Origin of the sequence: Streptomyces sp. NPDC048417 (assembly GCF_040651615.1) — a bacterium.
GTDB lineage: Bacteria > Actinomycetota > Actinomycetes > Streptomycetales > Streptomycetaceae > Streptomyces.
In genome coordinates, this window is the sequence record NZ_JBEZKI010000002.1 from 58,643 (window position 1) to 71,860 (window position 13,218).

General features: G+C 69.8%; 9 protein-coding genes and 1 pseudogene. 6 read left to right on the top strand and 4 right to left on the bottom strand.

Annotated elements, in window-relative coordinates; genetic code table 11:
* The first annotated feature begins 163 nt into the window (after positions 1-163).
* Positions 164-1,198, top strand: coding sequence for a LacI family DNA-binding transcriptional regulator (locus tag AB0D59_RS02950; protein WP_362559968.1), 1,035 nt, complete (start codon positions 164-166; stop codon positions 1,196-1,198).
* Entirely contained in the window at positions 1,195-3,156 is a 1,962-nt protein-coding gene (locus tag AB0D59_RS02955) for a DUF2264 domain-containing protein (protein WP_362559971.1), read from the top strand. Before AB0D59_RS02950 ends, AB0D59_RS02955 begins: the two co-directional genes overlap by 4 nt.
* Positions 3,157-3,190: 34 nt before the next feature.
* On the opposite strand, the gene AB0D59_RS02960 is transcribed toward AB0D59_RS02955, so the two are convergent.
* Positions 3,191-4,180, bottom strand: coding sequence for a glycoside hydrolase family 6 protein (locus AB0D59_RS02960; RefSeq protein WP_362559974.1), 990 nt, complete (start codon positions 4,178-4,180; stop codon positions 3,191-3,193).
* 113 nt (positions 4,181-4,293) lie between these two features.
* The gene (locus AB0D59_RS02965) at positions 4,294-6,513 is read right to left on the bottom strand and encodes a glycoside hydrolase family 9 protein (RefSeq protein ID WP_362559977.1); all 2,220 of its coding nucleotides are present in this window, start codon (positions 6,511-6,513) and stop codon (positions 4,294-4,296) included.
* Between the two features lie 304 nt (positions 6,514-6,817).
* Here AB0D59_RS02965 and AB0D59_RS02970 point away from each other — a divergent pair, with 304 nt between their 5' ends.
* The 4 genes from AB0D59_RS02970 (at position 6,818) to AB0D59_RS02985 (ending at position 11,276) form a co-directional block, all read left to right on the top strand.
* A complete protein-coding gene (locus tag AB0D59_RS02970) occupies positions 6,818-8,158 on the top strand; it encodes a GH1 family beta-glucosidase (RefSeq protein WP_362559980.1) in 1,341 nt (446 codons plus the stop codon).
* Positions 8,159-8,221: 63 nt separating this feature from the next.
* The gene (locus tag AB0D59_RS02975; protein WP_362559983.1) at positions 8,222-9,223 is read left to right on the top strand and encodes a LacI family DNA-binding transcriptional regulator; all 1,002 of its coding nucleotides are present in this window, start codon (positions 8,222-8,224) and stop codon (positions 9,221-9,223) included.
* Positions 9,224-9,336: 113 nt separating this feature from the next.
* Entirely contained in the window at positions 9,337-9,804 is a 468-nt protein-coding gene (locus tag AB0D59_RS02980) for a hypothetical protein (protein ID WP_362559986.1), read from the top strand.
* A gap of 656 nt (positions 9,805-10,460) precedes the next feature.
* A complete protein-coding gene (locus AB0D59_RS02985; protein ID WP_362559989.1) occupies positions 10,461-11,276 on the top strand; it encodes an SAM-dependent methyltransferase in 816 nt (271 codons plus the stop codon).
* 32 nt (positions 11,277-11,308) lie between these two features.
* On the opposite strand, the pseudogene AB0D59_RS02990 reads toward AB0D59_RS02985, so the two are convergent.
* Together AB0D59_RS02990 and AB0D59_RS02995 are read right to left on the bottom strand one after the other, a co-directional pair.
* A pseudogene (locus AB0D59_RS02990) lies at positions 11,309-11,479 on the bottom strand (DUF2637 domain-containing protein); the annotation flags it as partial.
* A gap of 198 nt (positions 11,480-11,677) precedes the next feature.
* Positions 11,678-13,066 (bottom strand): glycoside hydrolase family 43 protein, encoded by a 1,389-nt coding sequence (locus tag AB0D59_RS02995; RefSeq protein WP_362559992.1) that lies wholly within the window; start codon positions 13,064-13,066, stop codon positions 11,678-11,680.
* Positions 13,067-13,218: the final 152 nt, after the last annotated feature.

Consider the following 13,218-nt stretch of genomic DNA (forward strand, 5'->3'; position numbering starts at 1 on the left):
GCCAGATGCCCGGCGGGCCTGACCTCTGCCAGGGCATAGAGAAACTCCGACAAGTTGTGTAACTTTTTCATCGGTGTTACTTACATCGGCTGTTCACCGGGGCGAGGAGAGGCAGAGCATGGCTCAAGGTCGGGGTTCCGCAGGGCGGGCGACGATTCGTGACGTGGCGTCGCGCGCGGGCGTGTCCGTCGCCACCGTCTCGCGGATCCTCAGCGGGGCGTACACGGCGCCCCCGGCGACGCACGAGCGGGTCATGCAGGCCGCGCGCGACCTCGACTACGTGGTCAACGCCAACGCCCGTTCCCTCACCACGGCTTCGGGGATGGTCGCGATGGTGGTCAACGACATCACCTCGCCGTTCTTCATGAACGTCGCCTCCGGGGTGGAGGAGCAGGCCGTCGCCGACGGCCGGGTCTGCCTCGTCTGCTCCACCCAGGGTGTCCCGGAGCGCGAGCTGTCGGTGATCAACCTGATGCGTCAGCGCGGCGCGGAGGCGATCATCCTGGTCGGCGGCATGGCCGAGACCGAGGAACATCTCGCCCAACTCGCCGCAGCCGCCCAGGGGATGGACCGGGTAGGCGCCCGCCTGGTGCTCTGCGCCCGGCCGTGGAAGGGCGCGAAGGCGCCGGTGGACGTGGTGGAGTGCGACATGGAGAGCGGCGCCTTCGCCGCCACCAGCCACCTGCTCTCCGCCGGCCACACCCGGGTGGCCCACCTGGCGGGTCCGCACGAGTTCAGCGTGGCGGGCCAGCGCCTCGAAGGGTACGAACGGGCGCTGCGCGCGCACGGCATCAAACCCGACCCGGCGCTCGTCGCCGAGACCGACATGACGCGCGAGTCCGGATACGAAGCGGCCTGCCGCCTGCTCACCGGCACCGACGCCACCGCCATCTTCTGCGCCAGCGACATGAGCGCCGCCGGCGCCATCGCCGCCGCCCGCGACCTGGGCCGCTCGGTCCCCGACGACCTCTCCGTGGTCGGCTTCGATGACATCCCGCTCGCCGAGGACCTCTACCCGCGACTGACCACCGTGCACGTCCCCCAGCAGGAACTCGGCCGCTCCGCCACCCGCCTCGCCCTGCACCGCCGCCCCACCGATCCGCCGAGCCGCCGTGTGGTGCTCGGCTCGCACGTCGTCGTACGCCAGTCGGTGGCGCCCCCCGCCCGCCTCAACACCGTCGGAAAGGCGGACAGTTGATACCCGAAGACCGGTTCCTCTCCCCGTACACCGGCTGGACGCGTGCGCACTGGGAGGCGCTGGCCGACGCGCAGCTGGCCGCCGTCCGCCCGTACGCCACCGACCGGCACGCCCTGCTCCATCTGCCCGGCCCCGCCAGCCGCAACGGCCGGCACAGCGACGGCCTCGAAGGATTCGCCCGCACCTTTCTGCTCGCCGGCTTCCGGCTGGCCCAGTCCGGCGACAACGACTTGGGCGACCACGCCAGTTGGTACGCCGAGGGCCTGACCGCCGGCACCGACCCGAGCTCCCCGGAGCGCTGGCCGAGCCTGCGTGAGTGCGGGCAGGCCAAGGTGGAGTGCGCGTCGGTGGCGATCGCGCTGCACGAGACGCGGCCGTGGATCTGGGACCGGCTGGACGACGGCGTACGGCAGCGGATCGTCGCCTGGATGACGGACCTGCTTCGCAGCGACGTCCCCGACAACAACTGGGTCTGGTTCCGGGCGATCACGTCGGCGTTCCTGCGCTCGGTCGGCGCGCCATGGAGCGCACCCGACATCGACCATGCGATCGCACGGACGCAGGAGTGGTACGCGGGCGACGGCTGGTACGCCGACGGGGGCGGCACCGGCGGCGCGCTCCGGCACTTCGACTACTACTCGGGCTGGGCCATGCAGTACTACCCGCTGTGGTACTGCCGCATCTCCGGCACCGACGCGGACCCCACCCTGCTCCCCCGCTACCGTGCCCGGCTGCGCCGCTACCTCGACGACGCCCAGCACCTCGTGGCGGCCGACGGCGCCCCGCTGTACCAGGGCCGCTCCCTCACGTACCGCTACGCGATGCTGTGCCCGCTGTGGACCGGCGCCGTCTTCGACGCCACTCCCCTGCCGGCGGGCCGCACCCGCCGCCTGGCCAGCGGGGTGCTGCGGCACTTCACCGAAGCCGGCTGCTTCGACGGGCGCGGGCTGCAACCGCTGGGCTGGCACGGGGAGTTCCCGGCCATCCGGCAGCCGTACTCCGGGCCGGGCTCGCCGTACTGGTCGAGCAAGGGCTTCGCCGGACTGGTGCTGCCAGCCGAGCATCCGGTGTGGGCGGCGAAAGAGGAGGCGCTGCCGATCGAGACCCGGGACGTGCGGCGGACGCTGACCGCCCCGGGGTGGCTCGTCTCCGGCACTGCCATCGACGGGGTCGTACGCGTTGTCAACCACGGCAGCGACCACGCCGTTGGCGACGGCGTCGACGCCGAGGCGGACGACCCGGCCTACGGCCGCCTGGCCTACGCCTCCCACGCCGCGCCCGACAGTACGGAGGCGAGCCTGAACGACCCGCTCGACTCGCACGTCGCCCTGCTCGACGCCGACGGGCGGCCCTCCCACCGCCGACCACTGACCCGGTTGCATCTCGGGGTGCGTACCGCAGTCTCCCGCCACCGTGCCCACTGGCCGCTCGGCCCGGTACCCGCCCCGTACGCCCACGACCCCGCGCCCTCTTTCCGTACGGGCCCGTGGATCACGACGGCGTCCATGCTGAACGGCCCACTGGAGGTACGGCTCGCGCGCGTCGACGGCCCGGTTCAGGAACCGCTGCGGCTACGGCTCGGCGGCTACTGTCTGGCCGCCGCCGAACCGCCGCTCGGGTACGAGGAGACCGGGCCTGTCGCCTGGGTGCGGCGCCCAACCGGCTTGTCCAGCACGGTGGTTGCGCTGCGCGGTTTCGACCAGGCGGGCATCGCCACCGCGCGGGACGCCAACGCCTTCGGCCCGCACTCGGCAACGCCCTGGCTGGCTACGGCCGCGGAGGTCGAACCGGGCGCTGTGTACGCCGCGTTGATCTGCCTCTCCGGAACGGTCGAGGGGGCGTGCGCGGCCGACGGCGTACGGCTGGAGGTCTGTCACGACGGTGACGGCACCGCGCTCGCCTCCGTCACCTGGCCCGACGGCACCCAGGACAACGTGCGCCTGGAGCCGCCGAGTTGACCTGCAGGTCGCGATCAGGTGCCGTACGCCCGAATCACGTGCCGTCGATGAGACGGACGGCGATCGCGGGACTGAACTGCCCGGCGGGGACCGTCGGTGCGATGCCGCACTGTCCGTCGGAGTTGCCCGGTGTCTTGACCCACAGCAGCAGGTCCTCGCCGCCGCCCACGCGCGCGGTGACGCCGAGTTTGCGCCCGGCCGGATTGCACCATTCGCCGTTGGAGCCATTGCCGTTGCGGCTGGTGTCGACGACGAAGTGGGAGCCGCCGCCGAGCGCCGAGTTGATCGAGTTGCCGTAGGTCTCCGAGGACGAGGTGGTGTAGAAGTTCGAGACGTTCAGGGAGAAGCCGCGGACGTTGGCCACGCCCGCGGACTTCAGCCGGCTCGCCATGGTCGCGGGGGCGACCCAGTTCGTGTGTCCGGCGTCCAGGTAGGCCCAGGTGTTGGGTGCCTTCTGCTGGAACATCTGGGCGGCGTAGGCGAGCATCGCGAGGCGGTCGCTGGTCTGCGCGCTGGTCAGGCAACTGAAGTCCGACAGGGCGTCCGGCTCGATGACGACCACCGCGGGGCGGTCGCCCACCGCTGCCGCGAAGGTCGAGATCCAGGTGCGGTACTCGGCCACGCTGCCCGCGCCGCCGGACGACTCGCCGCCGCACGCGTCCCGGAGCGGGATGTTGTACGCGACGAGAACCGGCAGCTTGTCGTGGCTGTCGGCGGCACCGACATAGCCGGCGACGGCCGGTCCGATGCCCCCGCTCTCGGCGGCGAACCAGCGGGCGATCGGCTGGGAGGCGATGGCCGACTGAATGCGTGCGGTACGGGTGTCGGAGGGGTTGTTGCGGACCCAGACGGCCGGGCCGGAGTCGGGGTTGGAGTAGAAGCCGCTCGTCAGGGAGATGGGGTCGGCGGCGGCCGCCGGACCGGCCGCCAGGAGCGGCGTCGGTGCAACGAGCAGGCAGATCAGGGCGGTTCGGAGCGTAACGGTTTTGAGTGAGGCGGTTTTGAGCAGGGCTTTCCAGCGCATGGTGAGTCCCTCTCTCTGGGGGCGGGGCTGCCGTGGCCCCTCGGCTCGGCCCCGTCCGCGCTCGTCCGAGCGCGGACGGAGCCACGGCGGTACGTGCGTTCAGGCAGCGGTGCTCAGCGCGCGGAGTCGGCGGCGAAGGTCGCCACCCAGGCGAGCGCGGAGTTCCAGTTGATGGCGATCTCGTTGGTCGAGTACGAGTAGATGTCGTCGATGTAGCAGGTGGCGGGGGCGCAGCCGACCAGGTTCTGTTGCGCGACCGGGTCCTGGAGGGCGGAGTCGGGGCCGCCGGCCAGTGAACCGGGCGGCGGGCTGGGCAGCCTGGGGTCGATCTGGTGGGCCCAGATGCGGTTGTGCTGGTTGTGGCTGGCCTGGGTGCCGTAGCCGGTGACGAAGGACTGGTTCAGGGCGTTGCGGCCGAGGAGGTAGTCCAGCGACTCCAGGGCGGCACTGCGGTAGGTGTCCCGGTGGGTCAGGTCGTAGGCGGTCGCGATGACCATGGCGTCGTTCGCGGTGACGCTGTTCGAGCCCCAGACGTAGGCGCCGTCGGTGGGCAGGTTGGGGTTCGGGTAGCCCTGCGACCGCTCGTCCCGTACGAACCCGTCCGCGACGGCGAGGACCCGCTTGCGGGCGGCGGCGACCATGCGGTGGGGGAAGCGGCCCGGCAGCCGGACGACGGTGAGATCGGCGAGCGCGCCGGTGTCGCGCCAGGAGAACCCGGCCGAGGTGATCTGCGTATCGATGTGGGACAGGTAGGCACGGTCGCGCGTGGTGGCGTACAGCTCAGTGGCGGCCCATGAGAACTCGTCGGACACGTCCGTGTCGGCGTACGCTCCGCCGCCGACGCTGTCGCTGCTCGGGGCGTACACGTCCGGATGCGCGAGCGCGGCCTTCCAGGCGGTCTCGGCGGCGGTCAGGCACTTGCGCGCGAAGGCCGCGTCGTAGCGGGCCCACACCCGGGCGCACTGGGCGGCCGCGGCGGCCAGGTTGAGGGTGGCGGCCGTGGACGGCGGGTGCAGGTAACGGGGTTGGGAGTCCTGGTCGGGTTGGGTGGGCAGGGCGCTCCAGGCCAGGTCGTGGACCTTGTGGTGGGCCATGCCGGCCAGCGGCTGGCCCGCCGGCACCTGCATGCTGAGCAGGAACTCGGTCTCCCAACGGGACTCGTCGAGTACGTCCGGGTCGCCGTTGTGGTTCTCGGGGATGCTCAGCAGTCCGTCGTGCAGGCCGGCGGTGTCGCCCTCGGCGCGCGAGCGTTCGTAGGAGTCCATCAACTGCCAGGCGGCCAGCGCCCCGTTGACGACGTACTTGCCCTGGTCACCGGCGTCGTACCAACCGCCCCGGACATCCAGGGAGTAGTCGCACGTGCCGGGCAGACACGGCACGTCGGTGTCGCCCTTGTTGGGTACCACGCCGACGTGTCCGGCGGGCCGGGCGTAGGCGTCACCGGCGTACCGGGCTTCGATGGGCGTGCCGCTGCGGACGGCGTAGAAGTAGCCGAGTGCGTCCTTGCGCAGGGTCGTGTAGGGGTTGTCCGCGATGGCGAACGGATAGCTGGTCGCCGTACCGACCGCGAGCGTGTATCCCGTACCGGCCGTATGGACCGAGCTGAAGTCGGCGATGTGCACATGGTCGCCGGAGGCGGCGTCCGTGCCCTGGACGTGGGTGCGTCCGGTCTTCACGACCGCGCCCGAGGCGTCGAGCAGGTGCCAAGGCACGGGCGTCGCCGAGGCGTCGACGATGGACGCCTTCTTGGGACCGTGGACGGCGTAGCCGTACTGGTTCGTACGCACCGGGGAGCCGAAGTCGCGCCCGCCGCCGGGTGGTGTCGCGCCGCCGGTGAGGGAGACGTCGTCGAGGCACAGGGTGAACGGCTGGGTGGCGCCGCCCTGTTGGAAGGACAGCTGGGCGTGCAGGTCGGCGCGGGTGGAGGTGCCGGTGAATTGGAAGGTCTTGGGTGTGGTGGTGACGGCGGCCGTCTTGTTCAGGGCGGTCGTGACCGGAGCGGTGGGCACCTGCAGTACGGCGTGGATCGACACGTCCCGGGTGGCGGAGGCGGTGAAGCGCAGCGTGTAGGGCCGACCGGCCTCCAGGGGGATGTCGTTCTGGCCGATCATGGAGTCCCACACGTTGACGGTCCCCGCGGGGACGTCGGCGCACAGCCGGCCGAGGTCGATGGTGGACGGCGTGTTGGCGCTGCTCCACCAGGGGGTCTTCACGCTGTCGAACGTGCCGTTGAGCACCCGTTCGTAGTCCGCGGCGTGCGCGGGCGTCGCGGCCAGGGCGACGGTCAGGACGGGTGCGAGGACGGCTGCACCCCATCTGGCTCTGTGGGACATACCGGGCCCTTCTCGATCGCAGGGTTCCCGGCTCGGTGCGGCGTCAGTGCCAGATGTTCGGTGGGGGCGCCGAGGCTGTCAAGCCTTCGAACACAGGAGTCTTTTCTGTGTTCGAACACTTCACAGGCCGAACGTGCCGCTCCTAGTCTGCGACTGTAAGCGCTTCCAGTTTTCTCTGGAAGTATCGCGCAAGCACCGGCCGAGCTGCGGCGTCAACCCAGTTCAGAGGTGTGGTACGCACCAAGAGCGACAGCATTCCGATTGTTATCGCTCTCAATTTCCCGCAGATGGAGGTTCAACTCCAGTGAGCACGTTCGATCCCGGCTTCCTGTGGGGCGCCGCCACGTCGAGCTATCAGATCGAGGGCGCGGTCGCGGAGGACGGGCGGGGTCCCTCCATCTGGGACACCTTCGCTGGCACCCCGGGCGCCGTCCGGGACGGTGACACCGGAGCCGTCGCGGCCGACCACTACCACCGCTTCCCCGGGGACATCGCGCTGATGGCCGAACTAGGCCTGCGCGCCTACCGTTTCTCCCTCGCCTGGCCCCGGATCCAGCCCACCGGCTCCGGCCCGGTCAACCAGCGAGGCCTCGACTTCTACCGTCGCCTGACCGACACCCTCCTCGACCACGGCATCGAGCCCTGGCCCACCCTCTACCACTGGGACCTGCCCCAACCGTTGGAGGACGGCGGCGGCTGGCCGGTCCGGGACACCGCCGAGCGGTTCGCCGAGTACGCCGCTCTCACGTACGCGGCGCTGGGCGACCGCATCACCCACTGGACCACTCTCAACGAGCCGTGGTGCTCGGCCTTCCTCGGCTACGCCACCGGCCGCCACGCCCCCGGCCGCCGCGAACCCGCGGCCGCCGTACGTGCCGCCCACCACCTGCTGCTCGGACACGGCCTGGCCGCGGAGGCCCTGCGGGGCGAGGCCCGCGTCGGCCTCACGCTCAACCTCACCCACGTCACCCCGCTTCACGCCGAGCCCGCCGACCTGGACGCCGCCCGCCGCGTCGACGGCATGCAGAACCGTCTCTTCCTCGACCCGCTGCTGCGCGCCACCTACCCCGACGACGTGCTCGACGACCTCCACGAGGTCACCGCCTTCGAGCACATCCACGACGGCGACCTGAAGAGGATCGGGGCTCCGCCGGACTACCTCGGCATCAACTACTACGCACCGTTGCTGGTCGCCGCCGGCTCGACGCCGACCCGATCCGCCTATGTGGGCTCACCGTTGGTCCGGATCGCCGACGGCGGCCGTCCGAGAACCGCGATGGGCTGGGAGATCGACGAGAGGGGACTCCTGGATCTCCTCCTGCGCCTCAAGAACGACTACCCGGCCATCCCCCTGTACATCACGGAGAACGGTGCCGCCTTCGACGACGTGGTCCAGCACGACGGGGTGCATGACACGGACCGGATCGCCTACCTGGACGGCCATCTCCGCTCCTGCGCACAGGCGATCAGCCGTGGCGTGCCGCTGCGGGGCTACTTCGTCTGGTCGCTGCTGGACAACTTCGAGTGGTCCTTCGGCTACGCTCCCCGCTTCGGCATCGTGCACGTCGACTACGCGACCCAGCGCCGCACGCCCAAGGACAGCGCCCGCTGGTACGCCGAGGTCATCCGCCGCGGCAGCCTGTGACACCGTTCGCGCTTACAGTGCTGCTACTCGCCACCCCGTCCGTACGAACAGGAGCAGCCCCACATGACCAGACGGCCGCCGACGCTCGACGAGGTGGCGCTGCGCGCCGGGGTGTCCGTCGGAACCGTCTCGCGCGTGATCAACAACCGCCGGCACGTCAGCACGAAGGCACGGCAGGCAGTGGAGAGCGCCGTGGCGGAGCTGGGCTATGTGCCCAACGTCGCGGCCCGCTCGCTCGCCTCGCAGCGCCGCGGCGCGGTGGTGCTGGCGATCTCCAGCGACGACCCCGCGCTGTTCGCCAACCTCTTCTTCGCGGAGGTGATCACCGGCGTCAACGCGGTCATCGAGGAGACGGACCTGGAACTGCTGCTGGTCCTGGCCGCCTCGGAGCGGGGCCGGGCCCGGCTCGCCCGCATCCTCCAGTCCCGGGGTGCGGACGGCGTCATGCTGCTGGCCCTGCGCGAGAACGATCCGCTGGCCAAGGTGGCCGAGGCAGGCGGCGTCCCCGTCGTACACGGAGGTCGGCCCCTGGACCGGGCCCCGCGCTGGTACGTGGACGCCGACAACCGGGGCGGGGCCCGCCAGGCCGTGGAGTACCTGATCTCGACGGGCCGCCGCGCCATCGCCACCGTCACCGGCCCGCTCGACATGCATGCCGGCGTCTCCCGCTACCTGGGCTTCCGCGAGGCGGTCGCCGTGGCCGGCCTGACGGACCACCGCGTGGCCCACGCCGACTTCAGCGAGGCGGGCGGCGCCGCGGCGACTGCCCGCCTGCTCGACGAACACCCGGACCTGGACGCGGTGTTCGTCGCCTCGGACGCCATGGCGGCCGGCGCCCTGCGCGTCCTGCGCGAGCGCGGCCGCGCCGTCCCCGAGGACGTCGCGGTCGTCGGGTTCAACGACATCCTCACAGCCCAGCACACCCAGCCGGCCCTGACGACGATCCACCAGCCCATCGTGGCCCTCGGCCGCGAGATGACCCGCATGCTGGTACGCGTGCTGAGCGGCGAGGAGCCGACGCCTCTCATCCTGCCGACGGATCTGGTCATCAGGGGATCCGCGTAGCACGGCTGTCCGTACCTGTGGGAGCGCGCGGCAGAGGTCCGCGATCGGTACTGCCGCCGGTAAAGGACTCCTTAGGGCGCAGTGTTCTCGGGATGTACGTGGCGCAACAGGTTATGGACGAGAAGACGGCGGAGGTGCTTTCCAGGCTAGCGCCGGTCCGTGAACTCGCCAACACGTCACAGGACATGACGGTCTCCGAGCTACGAGACCTGCGCTCCATGAGGTTGATGCAGGAACTGTTTCCGGTGGATCCGCGCAAACGTCACCTATTGCGGCGCGCGCTAAGCGAGAACCCACCATCCCCGCTCAAGTCAGGAGAAATCAATCAGCGGGCGCGCACGTGGTCCGCGCCGACCTCCGAGAGCTACCCGGCACCATGGAACCCACGTGTGAGCGAGGTCTTTTCGACCCGGGCCCGGGAGGGAATCGTCCTCTCCGGGCGCAGGCTGCCAGATCTACTCGCCACCGCGGACACCGATGACGCCACCTTCGACGAACTGGTGTCCTATCGGGCGGCGCACTGGCTGGCCGCCTTCGCGATCTTCGAGGCCGACCGAGGCTCTCTCAATAGACGCTGCTGATCAGACGAGCGTCAGCGGCCGGGCACCCTCGGCCCACCCTGCAAGGAGGTCGTCTAATGCAAGAGGACGGTACGTGATCTGATGTCCGTTTTCCTGTTTCGGGAGGGCAAGCTTGCTGGCCTCGGCGTCGTCGGGCGGCTACGGCCGCGCGCGACCCGCCTCCTGCACCCTGCTCGTTCTGACGAACCTCGAAAGTCAACCGCTGACAGGTGATCCACTCCGCGCTCAGTCACCGACAACCAGCGTGAGCACCCCGTACATCGGTCACACCAGCCCTTTGATCTGCGACTTCAAGTTGACGGAGGCTGGCGGCCTTGCGCAAGATGCGCCACCAGCCTTCCTGAAGATGGAGTCAGCAGTCGCAGGAGGACACGTTGTCGGTGACGACGTAACTGCCCCCATCCGGATTGGCCATCTCGATCTTCTGAAGAGACTTCTGGTAGAAGGCACTGTTGCGGGAGGAGGTCGTCATGGTGACCTCGTGTCCGTCCCGCACCCGCAGACCGCCGTGGACCCAAGTCCTCTCCGGCCCGCCTGTTCCGGGACGCGACGATGGCGGTGTGCGGCAGAATGGCGCCCACCGAAGTGCCGTAGCGCAGCTGTGACCGCAAGTGCACGATTCCATGCGGTCCTTGGGCGTGCGAGGAGAGGAAGACGTGAGCGAGAACCAGAGCGCCGACGCCGCAGTGCAGCGACTCGATACTGGGACGGCGCACAACGCTCGCGTCTGGAACTACTGGCAGGGCGGCAAGGACAACTACGAGGTCGACCAGCAGGTAGGCGATCACGTTGCCGGAATGATCCCCGTCATCCGCGACATCGCGCGCGCCGACCGGGAGTTCCTTGGCCGCGCCGTGCGCTGTCTGGCAGAGGAGCACGGCATCCGTCAGTTCCTCGACATCGGCACGGGCCTGCCGGCCCTGGAGAACACCCACGAGATCGCCCAGCGGATCGCCCCCGAGTCGCGGATCGTGTACGTCGACAATGACCCCATCGTGCTCTCGCACGCCCGCGCCCTGCTGACCAGTGCCCCGGAAGGCGCCACCGACTACATCGACGCCGATGTGCACGACCCGGACACCATTCTGCGCATCTCCGGACGGACACTCGACTTCACCAAGCCCACCGCGCTGATGCTGCTCGGCATCCTCAACTTCGTCCTTGACGGTGACGAGGCGCGGGCCATCGCACGTCGGATCGTGGAGGCGCTGTCCCCCGGTAGCTTCCTCGTACTGACCCATCCCACCACGGAGCCCGAACTCGGCGGCGACCTCCAGCTTGAGGCGATGGAGTTCTGGAACGCCAACGCCAAACCGCCGGTCACCGCCCGCAGCAGCGAGGAGGTCGCCCAGTACTTCGACGGGCTCACGTTCCTGGAGCCCGGGCTCGTGTCCTGCTCGCTGTGGCGGCCGGAGCCCGGCGAAGAGCCCACGGTCGTACCCCAGCTGGGAGCCGTGGCACTGAAGCCGTGATCTCTCGCTTCACCTCGCCGCCGCCGCATGATCTCCTGCTTCAGCAGGCCTAGCGTCGACAACAGCAGCAGCCCGTCCACCGGCAACGGCCACAACGACGCGCTCACCCGGTCCACCCCGCCCCGCAGAGCGAACGACCGCTGATGAACATATGACGCATAAGCGGCAACTCCTGCCACAACCAGCGCGCCCAGGGGCCGCACCCACGCCTCGACGTCGAGCGCCCGGCGAGCGATCTACTGCTCGCCAGGCCCTTCCCACCTGGTCACCCGGCCCGCCCCCACCCCGCGCCCAGTGCACAACCAGTGCACATTTCCGCGGGAGATCCCGGGAAATCGAGGGAACTCGCGGAACTGGTGACGGGCCGCCAGAACGTCCGACCAGGTCAGCAGCAGCGCAGGTCAGGCCCAGGATGTCACCGGGACGAAGGAACTGTCCTGGCGGAACAGGTCCGTGCCGTCCGTGAGGGACACGCGGAGTTGGTAGTTGTAGTGGCGCAGGTAGTAACCGGGGTAGTTGTACGACTCGAAGCGCACCGAGCCGCTGGTCGTGCCCGTGCGGGCGAGGAACGTGGCGTCCCGCGCGAACGTCGTCGTCCCGTCGTTGGCATCGAATCGGCCGCGGAAGTCGTAGTGCCGCAGATAGTTGCCCGACGCGTCACGGAACGAGTAGCCATTGGCGTCCGCCAGGCCCGCGACGACCGTGAAGGTGGCCGCCTGCTTGTCGGCGGCGGTGCTGGAGCCGGTCACGACCGGGAGGTTGAGGAGGGCGGACTGCTCCTCCCAGCACCTCGTCGTGTAGTTGACGGACTGGAAGGAGCGGGTCGCGTTCTTCGTCACCGATGCGCCGCCCACCACCGTCTCCTTGATCACCGTGAAGTGGCGGGCCGTGCCGGAGAGCGTGGGCAGGGCGGCGGGCGTGCTCCAGGTCGCGAACGTGTCGTAGCTGTCGCTGGAGTAGTAGGTGCCGTCGCCGTAGCCGTCGAAGAAGATCCGCCAGCCGCCGTTGTCGAGCTGGATCACGGACGGGCCCTCGCGGTAGCTGCCCCAGCCCGCCCAGTCGCCGGTCCTGGAGATCGTGTAGGGCCCCTTGAGGCTGGCGGCCGTGCCGTACTCGATGTACTTCGCCGTCTCGTTCTTCGTGAACGCGTGGTAGGTGGAGCCGACCTTCACGATGTACGTGTCGATGTGGTTCGAGCCGATGCCGGACAGGGCGACGGGCGAGGTCCAGGCCGTGAGGGCCGAGTTGGTGGCCGTCAGGACGTACGGGGTGAAGATCCACTCGTCGTCCGTCGTCGAGCAGGAGACGATGACGTTGACGCTGCCGTCGCTGTCCACGAACCACTCCGGCGCCCAGGCACGGGACAGGTCGGTGATCGGGACCGTGTAGTCGTACAGGAAGGTCCAGTTGACCCGGTCGGCGCTGCGGGCGAAGCCGATGGTGGTGCTGACGTCCTCCCAGGTGTGGGTGGTGTAGGTCAGGTAGTAGTAGCCGTTCGTGTGCTTGAAGATGCTGGCGTCGCGGATGCGGTTGCTCGGCGGGGTGTAGGCCGAGGACTGCAGGAGGCGGAAGTCGGCCGCGTCGTCGGACTGGTAGACGTTCACCGTGCCGTCGTCGCTGTTGAGGAACGGGACGATCGTGTAGCGGGTGGCGTAGCCGCTTGCGGGCGCGGCGGCCTCGGCGGTACCGAGCAGTCCGGGCAGTTCGCCCAGGACCAGGGCCGACGCGGGCAGGGCGGTCAGCGCGCGGAGCAGGGTGCGGCGGGACGGGGTGGGGGGACGTGTGGTCACGGGCGGCTCTCCCTGGGCTTGGCGCGGACGCGGGTACACCCCGACGTCCGTCATCTCGAACACGGTTCGAGAATGCGAGCAGAAAGTAGGAGGAGTAGCAGGTTCACGTCAATGACTTGAACGGGACTGGGGCGTGACTGGGTGCCGGCTGT

What these genes read in the sequence shown, in the direction of transcription:
- AB0D59_RS02960 (WP_362559974.1), bottom strand. Translation starts at nt 4,180, where the DNA reads ATGCGCTGGAAAGCCCTGCTCAAAACCGCCTCACTCAAAACCGTTACG.
- AB0D59_RS02965 (WP_362559977.1), bottom strand. Translation starts at nt 6,513, where the DNA reads ATGTCCCACAGAGCCAGATGGGGTGCAGCCGTCCTCGCACCCGTCCTG.
- AB0D59_RS02975 (WP_362559983.1), top strand. Translation starts at nt 8,222, where the DNA reads ATGACCAGACGGCCGCCGACGCTCGACGAGGTGGCGCTGCGCGCCGGG.
- AB0D59_RS02980 (WP_362559986.1), top strand. Translation starts at nt 9,337, where the DNA reads ATGGACGAGAAGACGGCGGAGGTGCTTTCCAGGCTAGCGCCGGTCCGT.